Here is an 18,375-nt window from a genome sequence, read left to right as displayed (position 1 = left end):
AATCAGAGAAAAAATCATGAGACGGATTGCGATCGCTCAAGACACACTAAAAATTATTGAAGCAGGCTACTACTGCTCTCCTGAAGGTAAACGCATTGAACTTGTTCAAAAAATAGCATACTGTGTTGAACAGACAAAATGCTATGAACCCGACGCTCTTTCTAAGATCGAACAAGGCGTTCTTTCTGGTACTCCCCTATTCTCAAACATTGAATTTGAAGTGAGGAATGAGACGACTTTGATGGGAGCAGAACGTATGGCAAGAGGACAACAGTTTCAAAAAATAGGAGTCCTTAATTTTGCTTCTGCTAAAAATCCTGGTGGTGGATTTCTCAAAGGCGCACAAGCTCAAGAAGAGAGTTTAGCACGCAGTTCTGCTCTTTACAAAAGTATCTTGAAATGTCGCGGTCACTACGAATTTCATCGCTCTCATGATTCGCTCCTGTACTCAGATAGGATGCTCTATTCACCTGATTGTCCAGTTTTCAGAAAAGATGATGGAACGCTATTAGAAACACCTTATGTTGTTGATTTCATCACAAGTCCAGCTCCTAATGCTGGTGAACTTTGGAGAAAACAATCCCAGGATGCTGAAAAAATACGCGAAGTTCTATATGAACGCGGTGCAAAATTGTTGAGCCTAGCTATTTATAATGGCTGCGACGCTCTAGTTTTGGGAGCTTGGGGATGTGGTGTATTTAAAAATAATCCAGCAACGGTTGCCCAAATGTTTGCAGATTTATTGTTGCCCAATGGTCAATTTTGGGGAAGAGTAAAAAGCATCTTATTTTCTATACTTGACTCTTCTGAACAAGCAAAAATATTTGCAGAATTCCATAGTAGATTTATCTCGGGCAACTAAAACTTACACGACTTTCCAAAAATTTGCCATAATCGAGGTAGAGTAGTTCAAGGTTAAACTATGCTAACAACTGACAACACCTCAATGGGAAAAATTATTACCGCATTGACCGTAACTAATCGTGCAGATCGGAATGTCGCAGCCCGAGGATTTATGCCTTCCGACCAAATCCGTTCTGTCACTTTAAATAATGTGCTAGTTGATACAGGGGCAACAACACTGTGCTTGCCTTCAAGTATCATTGCTCAACTCGGTTTAGAACTGCTGAAATAAGTGGATGTATAGACGGCTAATGGTATTGGGAAAGCCAGAATTTTTCACGATGCTAAAATTTCTTTGGTAGGACGCGAAGGAACGTTTGAGTGTTTGGAATTGCCGGGAGCTATGAATCCTCTATTAGGCGTGATTCCTTTGGAAGCGTTGGGAATTGAATTAGACTTGAAAAATCAGCGGTTAATAACTTTACCCATCAGTCCAACGCAAACTTACTTGACTATTTTGTAGAGGCTGTATGTTGAGATTTAATAGTTGCAATCGGTCAAACTAATTTAAGTGCGGATATGGTGCAACGGTAGCATCTGAGTCTTCCAAACTCGCGATACGGGTTCGAGTCCCGTTATCCGCTTGGTTAAAATCGGTACAGGTTTTATTCAATCCAAAATCTAAAATCTAAAATCTAAAATCGGTTTATGGGAGTGTAGCTCAATGGATAGAGCGCCGCGCTTCGGACGCGGATGTTGTGGGTTCGAGTCCTGCCACTCTCGTTGTTTTTGCTTTAATTTAAGGAGGTTGATTCCCTTGAATGGATAATTTTTTATATTAAGATCGATCGCCCTTTGCGTGTCCCAATCTTTGGAGCCTACATACTTTAGTACGAGAGGAAAGGTAACGCTGTCAAAATCAGCGGGCGTTTGAGAACGGGGAGTGCAATGAACCCGGCAGGTTGGCTTAAAGGTAGCCATCCTTTAAAGAGTGTGTAATAACTCATCGGCGGAGTCCCTCTAGTAACTGAGAAAACGCAATGCTCTGATAACTTGCACGGAAAGTGCGTGAAGCCCAGCTATCTCGTAGCGAATCGCACATTAACAAAAAACATGGGAGCGTAACTCAACTGGATAGAGTGTCGAGCTTCTACCTCGAATGTTGTGGGTTCAAGTCCTACCGCTCCTGCTGTCTCGGGTTCGTAGCTTAATTGGTAAAGCATCTAACTGGCTGTTAGAAAGATATCGGTTCAAATCCGATCGCAATCCACCACACCAATTTTAGATTTTGGATTTTAGATTTTAGATTTTAGATTGATTTCACAAATCAATCGGGGTTGAATATTCGTCTATAATTTGGGTTGTGGGCGACTTAATACCACTTTAAAAAGCAAATTAAACTGTGGTAAATCTCCCAACCCATATCCACTAACTCATCCCCAATCTAAAATCTAAAATCTAAAATCTAAAATAGTATAAGGGGTCATAGCTCAATTGGTAGAGCGCTTGCTTTGCACGCAAGAGGTTAGGAGTTCGATTCTCCTTGATTCCACTGCGGTGTCTGAAGCCAAAGCGGTAGCGGCGCTGGTTTGTGGAACCAGTAATAGCGGGTTCAATTCCCGTCAGACACCCCTTGGAAGATGCCGCTAAATGGTTGGCAACCAGTCTTGAAAACTGGGGTACAGGTAACTGTAAGGGTTCGATTCCTTCATCTTCCTTTTAACCACCGGAAGTCGAAAAGCGAGACACCGTGCTGATAACGCGGCGATAGGAGGGGCAGTACCTCCTCGGTGGATTAATTAGTTTATAATAAGATATTATGTGAGGTTTAATTTATATGAATTTACAGCATTACAATTATTATCTGGTGGTTGACCTGGAAGCAACTTGCTGCGATCGCGGAAATATCAGAAAAGAGGAAATGGAAATTATCGAAATAGGAGCGGTTATGGTGCATTCAGAATCTCTAAGTATTGTTGATGAATTTCAAAGCTTCATCAAACCTATTCGCCATCCTATCCTGACTGAATTCTGCCAATCGCTAACATCTATTTTTCAAGCACAAGTCGATCGAGCTCCGACTTACCCGGAAGCGATCGCACTTCTGAAAAACTGGCTGTCTGGTTACTCAAATGGTGTATTTGGTTCTTGGGGCGATTTCGATCGCAAACAATTTCAACAAGACAGCAACTTTCACAAAATACCTTTTCCCATTGCTTATCCTCATGTCAATCTCAAACAATTGTTTTCCCAAAAGCAAGGTTTGCGAAAACGTCATGGGATGGCAAAAGCTCTGACACTCGCGGGTTTACCGCTAGAAGGAACTCATCACCGAGGCATTGATGATGCGAGAAATATCGCCAAACTGTTGCCTTATATTCTGGAGCGAAAACAGTTGTCCTGATTGGCGATCGTACATACAGCGAGCAAAATTATGGGGAGGTCGCCTAAGTGGAATGGCACCGTAAAAACTTTGGAAAAGCGGCTCCCAAAAGGACGATCGGGTTTGTTGAGTAGGGTAAAAAGTTGCTTCGCGACGTTCCCTGAAAACGCAAACTAGCAGCGGGTTGCGGAAGCACTGAAAGGAATTGACAGTCCGAGATGGGGGCAGTTCCCGTCTGCTTGCGGGCAGTAAGGAAGCGCGTTTCCTGAAAGTTGCTGTCGATCGATGCGGGTTCGAGCCCCGTCCTCTCCATTTCAAGTCCAAATCGAAGAGTTTCAACCCGTGCCCTAACAGTTAAAGCATACATACCCGGCTGTTAACCGACTAAAACCAATGCTTTACGCACTTGCACGGGTTGAACCTCAGAACCTCAGTTGTTCTTGAGGTCTAAATCGCGATCGTAGCTGCCGATTGGCCGCAGTCGGGTCATCAACTGCCTCAACAAAAAGCCATTACTGTTCCAAGCCGTATAAGGACTAGCCCCTTGTCCCTTCAGGCACAAGGTTTGTCGGGCTTTGTTATGGCAGATATTCGCCAGCAGGCTAACGACTGACACTAAGCCGAGTTCATCGACAAGGGCTTCGAGTTCATCTTGAGTCACAAGCACACCTCCAGGGTTGACTATTCCTGAAATATACCATATAGTACCTTGAGAGGGTACTTGAAGTATACTAATAGTTACTTGTCCTCAGTTTCGTCCACGAGGTTGTATTCCTTGACGGCCGCCATGACTAGCAGAGTGGACATAGGAACTCCTGTCTGCTGGGAGATTTTTCTCAGTTTTTCGTGCAAACGCTTGGGAACTGTGACTTTAATCACAGCAGTCTCTTCTTTGTCAGTCATTTCAAGCAGTCATGTTTAGTTGACACCAGCTTATCCTCTTTCCGAGTACCGATCGCACCTTGCTGCGACCTTTGTCTGTAGGGATGCGGGCGATCGGGCACTTTAAAAGCGCTACTGCTAGAATGGTTTCACTCTGGATAATTCCCAAAACTTCTTAAAAAACAATATTAAATATGCGAAAACTAAAATATTACGTTGCTTGCACCGTTGACGGGTTTATTGCTCGCGAAGATGGCTCATTTGATTGTTTTCCTATGGCAGGAGAGCATTTCGCTGATTTGTTCGATTCCTTTCCTGAAACTTTTCCGGCTCACTTTCAGGAAGCACGAGGCATTCGTGCAGAGAACAAGCAGTTTGATGCGGTTTTGATGGGACGAAAAACCTATGAGGTAGGGCTAAATGTTGGTGTAACTAATCCTTATCCCACCTTGAAGCAGTATGTTTTTTCGCGCACTATGAAAGCCAGTCCCGATGAGAATATTGAACTTGTTTCCGACAATCCTGTCGCAGTAGTTAAGGAATTGAAAAAAGAAACGGGGAAAGACATCTGGCTATGCGGTGGTGGCGCTTTAGCGGCAACTCTTTTTTCTGAGATTGACGAGATGATTGTGAAGTTGAATCCGGTAGTAATCGGATCGGGAATTCCTCTTTTTTCCCGTGCACTCGCTCCGACAAATTTGGAACTTGCCGATCGCAAAATCTATAGCAACGGTTTCATGTTGCTACATTATCGAGTGAAGCATTAGCAATCAGGACTTTATTCGTTGCAATTGCTGCGGGCAAAAAAGCACTGAAGTCCTGACGACCAACTGATTTTCTAGGAATTACAACACAAAAGCTAAATTTTTCAGGGTGGTTAGCAAAGCGGTTATGCACCCGGCTTTTAACCGGTACCAGATAGGTTCAACTCCTATACCACCCACTCAATCGATTTTAGATTTTAGATTTTAGATTTTAGATTGAGGGATATCTGTGAGATTTTAGACTTGAGATTGAGGGATACCTGTGAGATTTTAGACTTGAGATTTAACGGCATATTGTTGCAGGGAATCTGCTGCATTTATCTGCGTTCATCTGCGTTATCTGCAATTATCTGCGGTTAAAAATCAAAAACTTGGAAAGTGCGGCTGTGTGGACGGCAACTGGTTTGGAATACCAGGGTGCAGCGAAATCTGTAGAGGTTCGACTCCTCCACTTTCCTTTTTAATCATTAGTCATCAGTCATTAGTCATCAATAAGATACTAAGGACTAAAAACTCATGATTAGAAACCAAAAACAACTCTTAGAGGAGAATCAAATGTAATGTCACGCACCAAATTTGAACGGAACAAACCCCACGTCAATGTCGGTACGATCGGTCACGTTGACCACGGCAAAACAACCCTCACAGCAGCGATTACAATGACGCTGGCTGCACAGGGTCGGGCCAAGGCTAAAAAGTACGATGAAATCGATGCTGCACCGGAAGAAAAACAGCGGGGAATCACGATTAATACGGCTCACGTTGAGTATGAAACTGGCGATCGCCATTACGCTCACGTTGATTGTCCGGGTCACGCTGATTACGTGAAAAACATGATCGTGGGTGCCGCTCAAATGGATGGTGCAATCCTCGTCGTGTCGGCTGCAGATGGCTCGATGCCTCAAACTCGCGAACATATCTTGTTAGCGCGGCAAGTGGGAGTGCCGAAGTTGGTTGTCTTTTTGAATAAGAAAGATATGGTGGAGGATGCGGAAATTTTGGAGTTGGTCGAGTTAGAAATTCGCGAACTTCTCAGTTCTTACGGTTTCCCCGGCGATGATATTCCAATTGTCGCAGGTTCGGCACTGAAAGCGCTGGAAAAGATGACTGCTAATCCGAAAATACACCGCGGCGAGGATGAGTGGGTTGATGGCATTTACAATTTGATGGATGCGGTAGATGACTGGATTTCTACGCCCGATCGCGATATTGACAAACCTTTTCTGATGGCTGTTGAAGATGTGTTCTCGATCAAAGGTCGGGGAACTGTCGCAACTGGCAAAATCGAGCGGGGTAAAATCAAAGTCGGCGATACTGTGGAATTGGTGGGAATCCAAGACACTCGCACGATAACTGTGATCGGTGTTGAAATGTTCCAGCAAATTCTGGATGAAGGAATGGCTGGAGATAATGTCGGTTTGTTGCTTCGCGGCATCCAAAAAGACGAAATTGAGCGGGGGATGGTGCTTGCTAAACCCGGTTCAATTCAACCTCACACTGAATTCGATTCTGAGGTTTACGTGCTGTCGGAAAAAGAAGGCGGCCGCCGCACTCCTTTTGTTGCGGGATATCGCCCTCAATTCTACGTGCGGACAACGGATGTTACAGGTACGATCGCATCTTTTACGGCTGATGACGGGAGCACGATCGACATGGTAATTCCGGGCGATCGGGTGAATATGAGTGTGAAGTTGTTGCAGCCGATCGCGATCGAACAAAATATGCGTTTTGCCATCCGCGAAGGCAATCGTACTGTCGGTGCAGGTGTCGTCTCCCACATTCTGAAATAGACGCTTTCGGAACCAATTAGAATCAGTAGGGTGGGCAAAAGTCCACCTTACTCATTAATTCACAGCAAATTTTTCTGTGTGGATGCAGTAGTAGCGTCAAGATGGAGTCAAGCGAATTGTCGAGATTGGAGATGGCCAAGTATCAGATTTGGTTGGATGGTCTGCCGAACGTTTTGCACAACTCTGGGGAGGTGCTTGAGGTCGATCGCGCTTAAATCAAATGTGGAATCAGGGCGATCTAACTTACATTAAATATTGGAGTAAGGGCGATCGCCACAAATTTATACAAAAATAGTTGATTTTTCAGAACAGTTGTGTTAAGCTAGCGTAGATGCGGGAGTATAGCTCAGTTGGTTAGAGCAGGTGACTCTTAATCTCAAGGTCGAAGGTTCGAGTCCTTCTACTCCCATCCCAAATAACATACTATTCACAAGGCTTTGAGGCTTTAAACTGTCTCTAGTATGTCGTTTTCCACTCGTTTTGCGCTCAGGATCGCAATCAATGTCTGTAGCGATTGGATTACTGTGAGTGTTTGCGTTGTCGGATTTTTAATGTCGATCGTCGGATCGCTCGAAGTGCGATCGCCCAAGCTATTTTTAAACTGAATAACAACAGGAAATGGTGATTAGCTATGATGGCAAATCTCTCGGCGCGGTGCTATGCGGGCGATCGCGATTTAGATGCGATCGCCCATTTAATCAATACTTGCGAATCAGTCGATCGGCTCGATGAAGGCACTTCCATCTCGGAACTACAACAAGAATTTAACGCACCGTCCCTCGATGTAGCACGGGATATCCGCCTTTGGGAAGATGCAGAGGGAAAATTAATCGGTTTTGCTCAGTTGTCGGTTTCTGAGCCTGGGGAAGTAATTGACGGTTGGCTGTGGTTTCGCGTCCACCCCGACGCGCGCGGCGGCGATGTGGAAGCAGCCGCGATCGCCTGGGGTGAAGTGCGGATGCGCGAGGTGTCTGCGATGCGGGGCGCGCGCGTGAAGCTGCGAACCTACGCGCGTGCTGAGGATTGCGATCGCATTTCTGTGCTGGCAAATTGCGGTTTTAAAGCCGATCGCTATTTTTACCGAATGGCGCGATCGCTCTCTGAACCAATCCCTGAACCGCAATTCCCTGAAGGCTTTTTGCTGCGTCAGTTCCCCGGCGAACAGGATGCGGCAGCTTGGGTAGAAATGTTCAACCAGTCATTTATCGATCACTGGAATCATCACGATTTAACGGTGGATAAATTTAAGCACGAATTAGCTAAACCCGATTACAGAAATGATTTAGACTTGATTGCCGTTGCTGATGACGGCACATTTGTCAGTTTTTGTTACTGCGAGATTAGTGTGCAAGAGTGCGATCGTACCGGGCGCAATGAAGGTTGGATTGCTTGTCTCGGAACTAGGCGCGGCTTCCGCAAAAGGGGATTGGGACGAGCGATGTTGCTCGCTGGTTTGCATCGACTGAAAGCTGTCGGTGTGGCTACTGCTATTCTCGGCGTCGATGCTGAAAATTCCTCAGGTGCATTGCATCTTTACGAGTCTGCTGGCTTCCACAATATTCGCGACAGCATTTCCTATGTTAAGGATATTTAATCCATGTTACAGATTGCGATCGCCCTTTCACCCAAGAAACCCGGTTTTTTAACGGATCTGCAGGTTGCAACGAAATATTTTCCTGAAAAAACCAGGTTTCTCGCCACTCGTGTAAGTTTTATCTAAAAAACTTTTGCTACCCCCTTGACACCTGTGTAGTATGTATGTAGTATATAAATACGGAAAGCGCAGGACAAGCAAAAACCTGTATTTTTCGTGCAAATTCTGAACCTTGACAACTAAATATTGCTCAAAATTTCAACGAACATCAATTTGAAAGTCTTGTAATATAGACTCGATGGTCATGTTGTTACTTTATACGAGACTGTTCGGTTACAAACTGACTCGCCACGAGTCAGATGTTGTAAGAAATCAGTCTAATTTCAACGAATTTGATGCGGATTCAGAACAGACAATTTCTGGCAGATTTGAATCAACCAAAAAAGCTGAGGAAATCCGCAAAGTTAAACAAGCTTATCATTTAGAACGGCGCTTCTTTCAGTAAAGATTATCAGACTTCGTGGATCTTTACCGATACTGGCAATTTGCCCGCGTCTCACAAAAAGCCAAAGTCGAGAGCAGATAAGCTACCAATCCAAATCCAAAATCGCTCTAGGAGGTATCGGTAATGATTCACATTCGTTTTGAAGGACGTTCCTATGACGTGGCAGAAAACCAACTGGGTATCGCGGCAGGAATGAGCGATCGAGCTATTAAGGAACGTCTGGCTAACCATTTTGATGTCAAGGGCGATCGCTTCGAGTCTTACGTGCTCGATCGCCGTCCCAGCGGCGATTTAATTGTCCGCCCAGAAGCCGTTTACGGCTAGAAAATAATGTTTGTTCCGCGTCCCTATTCGAGAAGCCTACACACTATAAATTGTCAAAAGCTTTTGTAACTTGCGCGGGATAAAACAATCCTCAGCTTGAGGGGGCGCACCCCAACTAAAGAAGCTTACAAACTGGAAACGTTCGACTTAAAATCGAATAGTAGGTTCAATTCCTACCTGCCGAGAGGCTAAAACAAAGCTTCTCTGACTTGTGCGCTGCCTTTTATAGCTGAATTTTTTATATCTATCCGGCGCTTAAAAGTTCACTTCGCGCCCCAACAAAGGAAGCTTACATACTAGCTCATTGGTAGAGCAATTCCCTCTTAAGGAAAAGGTCGCGGGTTCAACTCCTGCGTATGTGCCAACGGCTTTCTTAACTTGCGCGAAGTGACTTTTAATACTATAAAAAACCAAAATAATTGAGCAATTTAGAATAATCACCACTCAAAAATTTCTAGTTTAGAGATTAGAAAAATTTTGTTCCGCACCCTAACGAGTGAAGCGAATACACACATTCTAATCGATTGGTCGCAGGTTCAAATCCTGCCAGCCCCGTTTAAGGGGCTGTAGCTCAGGGGTAGAGCCATCGGACAGTCAAAACGCTTTGCTAACTTGTGCGGAACATCTCATATTTATAAATATTAGATGTAAAAGTGGTGAGGAGAATTAAATTATGAAAAATACAACTCTAATTTACCGATCGCCCAGCGAGATAGACAGTCTGATTCATGCTTTCCAAGAATGCAGTTTGCCGCGAAGTCAATGGACTCACGAAGCGCATTTAACCGTTGCTCTGTGGTATCTGTTTTATGACTCGGAACAAGAAGCAATCAATGCGATTCGCAATGGCATTAAACTTTACAACTCGATTCAGGGAATTGAAAGCACAAAAAACAGCGGGTATCACGAAACACTAACGCTGTTTTGGGTGCGAACTATTCGCCAGTATCTGGCCGATGAAAGCCACAATCAATCGATCGTATATTTGGCTAACGGTTTGATTGCAAAATATGCCGATCGCACTTTACCGTTTCGCTATTACACCCGCGATCGCCTGATGTCCTGGGAAGCCAGAAATAGCTGGGTTGAACCCGATTTGAAGTCCCTCGAATCCGAAACAATCTGCCAGGGCTTGAAATCCTTGGCGGACTAAGGCGATAGGTGCCAAATATTAGGTCACACCAATGAATATGAATACAGCCGAGCGCGATTTACGTTTGGAAATGCTCAACAGTCTGCTCACCACTCCTCACCGTCAACTGGAAAAGGTGGCAGAAATTCACAAGTTAATTATCGAATTAGACCCAATATTTTACGGTCATTTAGCAGTGTGGTATCAACGTCACGGCGACGTGCGCGATCACAAGGAAGTTTTTGCCGGAAACTTGCTAACTTCGGCGCTGACGGAACACCGAGATGCCGGTTTTATGATGCTGCAAGAGTTTCCGCCCTACGAGGTTTCGCGGATTGTGGACTTTATGAAGCAGCACCAGAATAAGGTGCCCCGCAGCGCGCGCACTGCTGTCACTCGCTATCTGAAATCGCGGGAAAAGAATGCACAGTTTTTCGATCGCGCCGCCATCCGCAACCGCAAGGCGATGAAGCATTTGTACGCAACGCTGCACGTCAAGCCGAGCGATCGCGCTAATGCTATCCTGTTTAAAGACAATCCGCCAGAAGACTCTCTGGCATTCGTCTTGAAGCAGTTAGCAAAGGCGGCGACACCTGCGGAACAGGCGAATTTGATTGTTGAGTACAAGATTCCGTATACGATCGCAGTTGGTGCGATCGGACAGCTAACGCCAACAGTTTTGGCCGCGCTGATTAACTCGATGTCGCCGCAGGAAGTCATCAACAATTTGAAATCGATTCAGTCGCGTGGCGCGATGGAACACCCGGAAGTCAAGCAGTTGATTGACTCGAAGCTGGATGAAGCGGCCAAGTGCGATCGGGTTTCTGCTTACAAAGCGAGTGTTGCGGGCGCGGGCGCGAACTTCGACGCAGCAACGGCGGCGAAGCTGGAAGCGGTGACAAACGAACAGGTGAAGAAGCGTGGCAAGATTGCCAAAGCAACCGGTTTGTTGATTGACAAGTCTGGTTCGATGGAAAGTGCGATCGAAGTTGGCAAGCGTCTGGCTGCTTTGATTTCGGGCATTTCCGAGGCTGCACTGTTCGTTTATGCCTTTGACACGATGCCGTATCCAGTGCAAGCAAACGGCAGCGAATTGACAGACTGGGAACGCGCTTTCAAGCACATTCGCGCTGGCGGCGGCACAAGTTGCGGTTGCGCGGTGGAAGCAATGCGAATTAAAAAGCAGGTTGTCGAGCAATTCATTATCGTAACAGATGAAGGCGAAAACTCTTCACCTTATTTTGCAGATGCTTATCAGAATTACTGCCGCAGTTTGGGGGTAATTCCTGATGTTGTGATTGTGCGAGTTGGTGCTTGGTGCGAATATGTCCAGAAGCAATTGAAGGACAAACAAGTATCGGTAGAAACCTTTACGTTTGCGGGTGATTATTACTCCTTACCGAATTTAGTGCCGATGTTAAGCCGTCCTTCGCGGCTGGAATTGTTGATGGAAATTCTGGATACTTCCCTGCCTGTGAGGGATGACAAGTAAAATGTAGGGTGTGCAGCGCACACCTTACTTATTATATAGCCAAAATTTGCACGGATCTAAAGGACAAGACACTATGAAACTAGCTGAAGCTTTAATTTTAAGAGCTGACTCTCAAAAAAAAATGCAACAACTGCGAGCCAGATTAATCAGAAGTGCTCAAGTACAGGAAGGAGAAGAGCCTCCAGAAAATCCTCAAGCACTAATCAGCGAAGTAGATGCAGGGGTGCAAGAACTAGAAGACTTAATTAAGAAAATTAACAAGACTAATTCGCTGACAATTCTGGAAGATGGAGTGACTTTATCGGATGCTTTAGCCAAGAGAGATGTTCTCTCGCTTAAGCGCAGCATCTATAATTCTTTAGTTGACGAAGCCGCTGTTAGGCAAGACCGCTATACTCGATCGGAAATCAAATTTTTGAGTACGATCGACGTTGGTGAAGTGCAAACACAAATCGATCGAATGTCTAGACAATATCGGGAGTTAGATACTAAAATACAGCAAGCAAACTGGAATACTGAACTTATCGATTGAGCAAGTTGGTAGCCAAACCAATAGAAGCGAGCACAAAACCAGCCAATTGGGTTAAGTTGGCATACAATTTTGGGGCATGAGGGCTCATGCTAAAACCTCACAATTAAGCCCAGTATTGTCACAAGCGTACAGGGCATTGTTAAAGTTACTACCGCGTGCTGGTCTATTGATATTGGTGAGGGTGGGTTAGGGGTTTCTTGCTCAATTGCAAAAAATATTGGGAATTCCAGTATGATGTCAACTGAGATTACATACACTGAAGCTGAAGCAAATTTAAAAAATCTGTGCGATCGCGCTGTTGAAACTGGGGAACTAATAGTTATTACTAGACCTAACGCCAAAAATGCGGTTTTGATTTCTGAGGCAGAATTAGAAAGTTTGCTAGAAACGCTTTATTTGCTGAGGTCGCCTGCCAATGCAACTCGTTTGTTTACAGCATTAAAAAGAGCTAAAGCAAGAGTCATTCAACCTCAGACACTCGATGAAGTTTGCAAAAAATTTGGGATTAATCAAGAGGATGATAGTGAAAATGACGTAGCGATCGCCAGTTAAACCATTGAGAGGACAAAATCACAATCTTCTACTATACTCTAAATTTGGGAGGAGCCGTTGGTGACTTCAATATTAATCAAAGATTTAGCAACCGAATTAGAGCTTTTCACCGAAGATCCCGTGGAAAGATTTATTACCAGCGGGGTAAGTTGGGAACAGTATGAACAACTACTGACTCAACTCGGAGATAGTCCTTGGTATCGGGTTACTTATTTAGATGAAGTGCTGGAAATTATGGCCCCAAGTCGCCGTCACGATCGAGATAAAACCAATATTGGGATGCTGCTAGAAGCGTATTTTCAAGAAACACGGACTCGGTTTTGGGGGTTGGGTTCAACTACCTTCCGCATTCAAGCAAAAAAGGGCGGTACAGAACCGGATGAGTGCTATTGTATCGGTACTGAAAAAGAATTTCCTGATTTAGCGATCGAGGTTGTACTCAGCAGTGGCGGCCTGGACAAGTTAGCAGTTTATAAAAAGCTCGGAATCAGAGAGGTTTGGTTCTGGAAAAATCGTCGCTTTGAGGTGTATCATCTTCGGGGAGAGGAATATGAAAAAATGCAGCAAAGCGAGTTGTTGCCGAATTTGGATTTATCACTGATTGCACAGTATGTACAACGGCCTGACCCCCTTGAGGCGGTGTTGGAGTTTCGAGAAAGAGTTAGAGAAAATTTAGGGGTAAGTTGAGATTTAATATCGCTGTTTACTACCAAACATCTCCCTCAATATCCTCAAGCGACAACTTTTTACCTATTTTAAATTATTCTCTAATTTGAGCGATAATTTCTTGTAATTCTGGATTAGCGATGGATGACACTAACTGGGAATCCGCACCAGCCAAAGCAGCGCGCAACTTTTCCGAAGTCAGTGCAGGATATTTCTCTAACACCTGCTGTTGAGTCCATCCTGCCGCAAAGAGTCCCAGCAAAAATTCTACAGACAATCGTGTTTCCGGCGCGGCTGGTTGACTTGTTGAAGCTTTCGGGTTTGGATGAATGAGCTTTCGCCAGTCCATTGTTTTACTTAAACGATTGGGAAGATTCCGCCGATTATACTGCATTTGGACACAGTAGAAACACGGGCGTCGTTGACTGACTTTGTAACAGTGCCACCGCAGGCCATACCATTTTAGATTTCAGATTTTAGATTTTAGATGGGCAATCACTGATGGCTTAAGGGTTTGAAGCTTGGCTAGAGTCGCATTTTTTGGGAACTGGTGTCATTTCGCGATTTTGCGATTAAATTGTTATTACGATCGCAGTACAGCACTTTCTTATAGACTAGAGTAATGGGGTAGCGAGGGAGCGATCGCCCTTTTTCCTTTTGTCCGTTTCAATACCAAACCGCGTAAGCGTTGCCCGCCCCTACGGGGGCTACGCCAACGAAGAGGATCGCACTAAATCTAAACCCACTGTCTAACGGACTGTGCAACCCACAGTACAACTACTTTAACTTCTTAAAACTATGGGAAAAAAGTCGAAAGCCAAAAAATCCCAGGTCAAAAAATCCAGTTTGCTCTGCCAGCGACTGCAAGAAGCTCTCGATCGAGGCAGCAAAGTTTGGATTAAAACAAATAATAGCAGTTTCGGTGGCATCCCGATTAATTTGTTCGGGGAGTTTGCGGAACTTTTGGTGATAGTTCCCCCTAACGAACAGGCGGAAAATATCGATGCTTACGGACAAGTTACGTGGCTGATTCGACTCTCTGATATTATTGCACTCGCTTACCCTACTGAATACTGGTCTAAAGATAGATTAGAAAGTTTGCTGCCACCTGATGCAGTTACTTCCGAAGTAGGAGATTAACTGTAAGGTGCACATTGTGCACCCTACTTTTAGCCGATTTGTATTCTGTAAGGTGCGCTGGGCGCACCTTAAACTTAGTATTGTCTAAACTATTTTACCAGCGATAATCTACACTGATCCGAGCAATTTTTATCACTTTAATTAGTTGTTGCAAGCTGAAAGCTGGATTTTACAACTGCCCCCCTCTAGTTCGCTGCAACCGGCAAGAGCTTGAGCTTCTGCTGCGGCTTTATCGTCGCCCCAGCCCGCACCTGCTCCTCCTTTGCCTACGGCGATCGCTCCACAATTATTGCTATTAGATGTCAGCGCTTCGCAGTCGTTCGCACCTCCGCTTTGTTGATTGCAAGCGGCTACTGCTGCGTTTAGTGCTTCTTTCTCCGTAGCATGATCCCAACTAATACCAGTGGCGTCAGAAGTCGGAGAATAAGCAGTAGCTCCATAGGTGTCCTGAGCTTTAGCTACCTGGACTGAGCCAAAAAGAGGAAGTGTCAAAGCTGTAACTACAACCCACTTAGAAAAAAGCTTTTGCAGCATATTTACTTAAGATATTTACAAGGTTAAGTTGCGAGGTTCGCTCGATATTATATCAGGGCATTAATTCCTGTCAATAGTGTTGAAAAATCTTTATATTTTCTTAAACAAAAAGTGTCTTCGGTAACAAAGTTAAGACAGGACTTACCCATCCCGACGCCTAGAAACCGGGTTTTTTAGCGAATCGGCGGGCGGGAACGAAATATTTTCGTAAAAAACCCGGTTTCTGATTCCCTATTTAAGATTACGGAGGTCAATTCAGTGGCAGATATCCGCAAAATCCTCAGTCAACTCGCGGCCCAAGAAGGCCAGCTACTCGATACCCAATTCCTGGCTCCTTGCGTGCGCGGGGGAAGCGTGCGGATAAGGGTTAGCTCAATAGTCTATACTTTTCAACCGCAGCCGCGCAAATTTGAAGGATGGGGTGTTTTTGCCCCAGTAAATGAAAAAATTGCTGCGGTGATTGAGGAACCGAGTTTGCCGCAAGTGGTCGAGTATTTGCAATTGCTCGTACCCGTTCGCTTGCATTTGGCTTGCGTGTTGCAAGGGCAAACTTGGCTGGCTTATCCTGTTAACGAATCTGATGCTAAACAGCGCACGGGTGCAGCGAAACCCGTACCCGTGCATTTAGTAACAGCAGGTTCGCAGTTTGAGCAGATTGTTGCGCGGTGGGACGGTCATTGTTTGTGGTTTGAAGAGATTGACAGGCGCGCCGATCCGCTGCCGCCTGAGAAGTTGAAAGCAGCTTTAAAAAAGTTGATTTTGCCTCAAGAAGTTCGCTTTAAAGGGATGACGCCGGAAATGCGGGCTGTTTACGAATTGGTGTCCCGAAATATTAAAGATTTCGATCCGAAAGTGCGGGAAGAAAAGCGCTTGCAGCGGGCGTTGAAAATGGGTGGCGGTGAATTGCGGGATTTTTTCGATCGCGAAAATTATTGGCTGGTTGAATGGACTAGCGGAACGGGAGAACACCACACTTCTGCGATCGCCAAAAATGACTTGACAGTTATGAGTGCGGGCATTTGTCTCAGCGGATTGGACAAAGACTTCGACTTGCATTCATTGGTTGGAGTCGTCGAAAATCGCTAATTCTTGATTACCATGAGTATATTTTTTCACGAACAACTTTACAGAAGTGCCGCAGTGATGTCGCAGATCGAAAATTTCCCGGTAACGGTTTGCGGCGCGGGCGCTTTGGGTGCGAATATTACAGAAAGTCTGGCGCGATCGGGCTTTTGTCAGTTAAAAGTCATCGATCGCGATCGCATCGAGGAACGCAACCTTTCCACTCAACCCTATTATCGATCGGATATCGGCGCATTCAAAGCCAAGATTCTCGCCAACCACCTCTACCGCGCTTTGGGAGTCAGCATTGACGCGCACTCGAAAGAATTGACAGCCGCAAATGCCGATCGGCTGCTAGCCAACAGCGCCACAGTCATCGATACTTTTGATAACAGTGTCGGGCGGCAAGCAGTCAAGGATTACTGTGCGGGTGTCTCCCTTCCCTGCGTGCACGTCGGATTAGCTGCCGATTACTCGGAAATAATTTGGAACCAACACTATCGGGTTCCTTCAGCGGCGAATGATGACGTTTGCGATTACCCGCTGGCGCGAAACTTGGTAATGCTGACAGTTGCTGTTGCTTGCGAAGTTATTGTTACCTTTGCTGCTACCAAAGAGCAACAAAATTTAACTTGCACGATCCGAGATTTTGCAGTAAAGCCACTTATATTGTAAAATGTCGGTTGATTGTTGCCAGAAACCCGGTCGAGATGGGATGCGTCCATCTCAGAAACCCGGTTTCTCACTCTCAAACAATCGTCAAACTTCTTGCAAAAAACGCTTGAGAAAATTAACAGGGAAAGTATGGCAGGAAAACAGACTTTTTATTATTTACTAGCAATTCTAGGTCTATTAGTTTTGACAGGCACAAGTAGAGCAAACTATGCAGCGGGTTCCGCAGTTTGCTACACTGATGATTGCCATCAACCAGTAGTCAGACACCATAAAAGGATTTTAAAATGCGGCTCGAAAGGGCAAGATGTGAAGAAACTGCAAAAGTTGTTGAACGCGCGGGGCTTGTCCTCACACCCGATCGTAATTGATGGCGTGTTCGGGCCGACAACCGAAGATGCAGTGAAAAGATTTCAGCGACAAAATCACCTTCATGTAGACGGAGTTGTAGGAGGCAAAACTTGGGACAGACTGTTTGCTAGTTCCTAAATTTAAGCACCCGAAAACAAAAGTTCCTAAGTCAGTAGATTTGAGATTTGAGATTTGAGATTTACTCGATAACAGACGAATCTGGAAGCTTAAACTCTGTAATCTAATTTTTTTCTCGACCCTCGATCGCGTCGGAAAGCAAGTACCTGTGTTTGGGTGGAGTCATCTTTGGTAATAATTAATCCCTGGATTTGTAGTTGCACATCAAGTAGATTTTGTGCAACTACAGATACCTAAATTGCCATCAACAATCAATCGCACGCTAGATTGCTAATGAATGAAGTTTTAGATTTTTGGTTTGGTCGATCGCAGTCTCCTGAGTTTGGCAAAGTCCAAAAGAAATGGTTTGAAAAAGATGCGGATTTTGATGCCCAAGTGCGATCGCGCTTTATGCAGCAATACGAACTCGCCGCCTCCGGTCAACTCGACTCCTGGCACGATTCCCCCGAAAATTGCCTCGCATTAATTATACTGCTCGATCAATTTCCGCGCAATATGTTTCGCGGTACGCCCCAAGCATTCGCCACAGACAGCAAAGCTTTAGCCACCGCCGAATACGCTGTTAATCATAACTTCGATCGCGAATTGCTGACTGTACAAAAATTATTTGTTTATCTGCCTTTTCAACACAGCGAAAACTTAGAAAACCAGCAAAAATCTGTCAAACTATTTCGCCAACTCAGCGGCGAACCTGACAGCGATTCACTCATTGAATACGCGCTGCAGCATTTGGAAATAATCGAGCGTTTTGGGAGATTTCCCCACCGCAATCAAATTCTCGGACGCGAAACAACTCCGGAAGAAGCCGAATTTCTGACACAACCCGGTTCGGGATTTTAAAGCGCGATCGCCAAACCTCGATCGTTCTGATATATTCGAGGCTTGTAGAGGCGGTTTTAGCCAGCAATCAGAACCAACAGCAGACAATCTCTCTACAAAACCCGCCCCAAGCCAGCGACTCTCAAATTGAATAGTGAAATTAGAAAAGAAGATCCATTGTTGATTCAAAAAAAGTATAC

At 45.0% G+C, this 18,375-nt stretch carries 21 protein-coding genes, 11 tRNA genes and 1 pseudogene; 29 read left to right on the top strand and 4 right to left on the bottom strand.

The genetic code is table 11. The features are described from left to right. Window positions 1-16: 16 nt before the first annotated feature. The 10 genes and pseudogenes from QUA80_RS22590 to QUA80_RS22545 all read left to right on the top strand — a co-directional run bounded on the left by QUA80_RS22590 (window position 17) and on the right by QUA80_RS22545 (window position 3,247). The gene (locus QUA80_RS22590; RefSeq protein WP_333427290.1) at window positions 17-862 is read left to right on the top strand and encodes a TIGR02452 family protein; all 846 of its coding nucleotides are present in this window, start codon (window positions 17-19) and stop codon (window positions 860-862) included. Window positions 863-922: 60 nt separating this feature from the next. Beyond that, window positions 923-1,366, top strand: a pseudogene (locus tag QUA80_RS22585) (retroviral-like aspartic protease family protein). A 50-nt stretch (window positions 1,367-1,416) separates the two neighbouring features. Continuing rightward, window positions 1,417-1,487 (top strand) — tRNA-Gly (locus tag QUA80_RS22580). Window positions 1,488-1,553: 66 nt separating this feature from the next. Beyond that, window positions 1,554-1,626: transfer RNA gene (locus QUA80_RS22575), tRNA-Arg, on the top strand. Between the two features lie 332 nt (window positions 1,627-1,958). Further along, a tRNA-Arg gene (locus QUA80_RS22570) sits at window positions 1,959-2,032 on the top strand. Between the two features lie 7 nt (window positions 2,033-2,039). After that, window positions 2,040-2,116: transfer RNA gene (locus QUA80_RS22565), tRNA-Ala, on the top strand. Between the two features lie 206 nt (window positions 2,117-2,322). Beyond that, window positions 2,323-2,395: transfer RNA gene (locus tag QUA80_RS22560), tRNA-Ala, on the top strand. Between the two features lie 5 nt (window positions 2,396-2,400). Next, a tRNA-His gene (locus tag QUA80_RS22555) sits at window positions 2,401-2,474 on the top strand. 4 nt (window positions 2,475-2,478) lie between these two features. After that, window positions 2,479-2,561: transfer RNA gene (locus tag QUA80_RS22550), tRNA-Ser, on the top strand. A gap of 119 nt (window positions 2,562-2,680) precedes the next feature. Next, on the top strand, window positions 2,681-3,247 hold the full coding sequence (locus QUA80_RS22545) for a 3'-5' exonuclease (RefSeq protein ID WP_333427289.1): 567 nt from the start codon (window positions 2,681-2,683) through the stop codon (window positions 3,245-3,247). Between the two features lie 409 nt (window positions 3,248-3,656). Here the strand turns inward: QUA80_RS22545 and QUA80_RS22540 are convergent, their stop codons facing one another. Both QUA80_RS22540 and QUA80_RS22535 read right to left on the bottom strand, forming a co-directional pair. Next, window positions 3,657-3,887, bottom strand: coding sequence for a hypothetical protein (locus QUA80_RS22540; protein ID WP_333427288.1), 231 nt, complete (start codon window positions 3,885-3,887; stop codon window positions 3,657-3,659). Between the two features lie 77 nt (window positions 3,888-3,964). Beyond that, window positions 3,965-4,129, bottom strand: a complete 165-nt coding sequence (locus QUA80_RS22535) for a ribbon-helix-helix domain-containing protein (RefSeq protein WP_333427287.1) — start codon at window positions 4,127-4,129, stop codon at window positions 3,965-3,967. 173 nt (window positions 4,130-4,302) lie between these two features. On the opposite strand from QUA80_RS22535, the gene QUA80_RS22530 reads away from it, so the two are divergent. The 14 genes from QUA80_RS22530 (at window position 4,303) to QUA80_RS22465 (ending at window position 13,480) form a co-directional block, all read left to right on the top strand. Further along, the gene (locus QUA80_RS22530; RefSeq protein ID WP_333427286.1) at window positions 4,303-4,875 is read left to right on the top strand and encodes a dihydrofolate reductase family protein; all 573 of its coding nucleotides are present in this window, start codon (window positions 4,303-4,305) and stop codon (window positions 4,873-4,875) included. A gap of 104 nt (window positions 4,876-4,979) precedes the next feature. After that, window positions 4,980-5,051 (top strand) — tRNA-Lys (locus QUA80_RS22525). A gap of 194 nt (window positions 5,052-5,245) precedes the next feature. After that, window positions 5,246-5,330: transfer RNA gene (locus QUA80_RS22520), tRNA-Ser, on the top strand. A gap of 102 nt (window positions 5,331-5,432) precedes the next feature. After that, a complete protein-coding gene (gene tuf / locus QUA80_RS22515; protein WP_333427285.1) occupies window positions 5,433-6,662 on the top strand; it encodes an elongation factor Tu in 1,230 nt (409 codons plus the stop codon). 335 nt (window positions 6,663-6,997) lie between these two features. Next, window positions 6,998-7,071, top strand: a tRNA-Lys gene (locus QUA80_RS22510). Window positions 7,072-7,293: 222 nt separating this feature from the next. Further along, complete coding sequence (locus QUA80_RS22505) at window positions 7,294-8,256, top strand: GNAT family N-acetyltransferase (protein WP_333427284.1); 963 nt, start codon at window positions 7,294-7,296, stop codon at window positions 8,254-8,256. A 298-nt stretch (window positions 8,257-8,554) separates the two neighbouring features. Continuing rightward, window positions 8,555-8,761: a radical SAM protein gene (locus tag QUA80_RS22500; protein WP_333427283.1), complete on the top strand. Its 207-nt coding sequence runs from the start codon at window positions 8,555-8,557 to the stop codon at window positions 8,759-8,761. 123 nt (window positions 8,762-8,884) lie between these two features. Next, window positions 8,885-9,085, top strand: a complete 201-nt coding sequence (locus tag QUA80_RS22495) for a hypothetical protein (protein WP_333427282.1) — start codon at window positions 8,885-8,887, stop codon at window positions 9,083-9,085. Window positions 9,086-9,376: 291 nt separating this feature from the next. Continuing rightward, a tRNA-Lys gene (locus QUA80_RS22490) sits at window positions 9,377-9,449 on the top strand. Between the two features lie 309 nt (window positions 9,450-9,758). Next, window positions 9,759-10,238, top strand: coding sequence for a hypothetical protein (locus QUA80_RS22485; protein ID WP_333427281.1), 480 nt, complete (start codon window positions 9,759-9,761; stop codon window positions 10,236-10,238). Window positions 10,239-10,269: 31 nt separating this feature from the next. Beyond that, complete coding sequence (locus QUA80_RS22480) at window positions 10,270-11,709, top strand: hypothetical protein (protein ID WP_333427280.1); 1,440 nt, start codon at window positions 10,270-10,272, stop codon at window positions 11,707-11,709. Between the two features lie 73 nt (window positions 11,710-11,782). Continuing rightward, the gene (locus tag QUA80_RS22475; protein WP_333427279.1) at window positions 11,783-12,241 is read left to right on the top strand and encodes a DIP1984 family protein; all 459 of its coding nucleotides are present in this window, start codon (window positions 11,783-11,785) and stop codon (window positions 12,239-12,241) included. A 231-nt stretch (window positions 12,242-12,472) separates the two neighbouring features. Next, window positions 12,473-12,793 (top strand): type II toxin-antitoxin system prevent-host-death family antitoxin, encoded by a 321-nt coding sequence (locus QUA80_RS22470; protein ID WP_333427278.1) that lies wholly within the window; start codon window positions 12,473-12,475, stop codon window positions 12,791-12,793. 60 nt (window positions 12,794-12,853) lie between these two features. After that, window positions 12,854-13,480 (top strand): Uma2 family endonuclease, encoded by a 627-nt coding sequence (locus QUA80_RS22465; RefSeq protein WP_333427277.1) that lies wholly within the window; start codon window positions 12,854-12,856, stop codon window positions 13,478-13,480. Window positions 13,481-13,553: 73 nt separating this feature from the next. Here the strand turns inward: QUA80_RS22465 and QUA80_RS22460 are convergent, their stop codons facing one another. Beyond that, window positions 13,554-13,808 carry a DUF433 domain-containing protein gene (locus QUA80_RS22460; protein ID WP_333427276.1) on the bottom strand — a complete coding sequence of 85 codons (255 nt, stop codon included), beginning with the start codon at window positions 13,806-13,808 and terminating at the stop codon, window positions 13,554-13,556. A 449-nt stretch (window positions 13,809-14,257) separates the two neighbouring features. On the opposite strand from QUA80_RS22460, the gene QUA80_RS22455 reads away from it, so the two are divergent. Beyond that, a complete protein-coding gene (locus QUA80_RS22455; protein WP_015174354.1) occupies window positions 14,258-14,599 on the top strand; it encodes a hypothetical protein in 342 nt (113 codons plus the stop codon). 141 nt (window positions 14,600-14,740) lie between these two features. Here the strand turns inward: QUA80_RS22455 and QUA80_RS22450 are convergent, their stop codons facing one another. Continuing rightward, window positions 14,741-15,133 (bottom strand): DUF4189 domain-containing protein, encoded by a 393-nt coding sequence (locus tag QUA80_RS22450; protein ID WP_333427275.1) that lies wholly within the window; start codon window positions 15,131-15,133, stop codon window positions 14,741-14,743. A 258-nt stretch (window positions 15,134-15,391) separates the two neighbouring features. On the opposite strand from QUA80_RS22450, the gene QUA80_RS22445 reads away from it, so the two are divergent. The 4 genes from QUA80_RS22445 (at window position 15,392) to QUA80_RS22430 (ending at window position 18,196) form a co-directional block, all read left to right on the top strand. Then, window positions 15,392-16,219, top strand: coding sequence for a hypothetical protein (locus QUA80_RS22445; protein ID WP_333427274.1), 828 nt, complete (start codon window positions 15,392-15,394; stop codon window positions 16,217-16,219). Window positions 16,220-16,231: 12 nt separating this feature from the next. Beyond that, window positions 16,232-16,870, top strand: a complete 639-nt coding sequence (locus QUA80_RS22440; RefSeq protein WP_333427273.1) for a ThiF family adenylyltransferase — start codon at window positions 16,232-16,234, stop codon at window positions 16,868-16,870. A 129-nt stretch (window positions 16,871-16,999) separates the two neighbouring features. Continuing rightward, window positions 17,000-17,356: a peptidoglycan-binding domain-containing protein gene (locus tag QUA80_RS22435; RefSeq protein ID WP_333427272.1), complete on the top strand. Its 357-nt coding sequence runs from the start codon at window positions 17,000-17,002 to the stop codon at window positions 17,354-17,356. A gap of 273 nt (window positions 17,357-17,629) precedes the next feature. Then, window positions 17,630-18,196, top strand: a complete 567-nt coding sequence (locus QUA80_RS22430) for a DUF924 family protein (protein WP_333427271.1) — start codon at window positions 17,630-17,632, stop codon at window positions 18,194-18,196. Window positions 18,197-18,375: the final 179 nt, after the last annotated feature.

This window comes from Microcoleus sp. F4-D5 (genome assembly GCF_036704885.1).
In the GTDB taxonomy this organism is placed as follows: Bacteria; Cyanobacteriota; Cyanobacteriia; order Cyanobacteriales; family Microcoleaceae; genus Microcoleus.
This window is presented reverse-complemented; position numbering and strand designations above follow the sequence as displayed.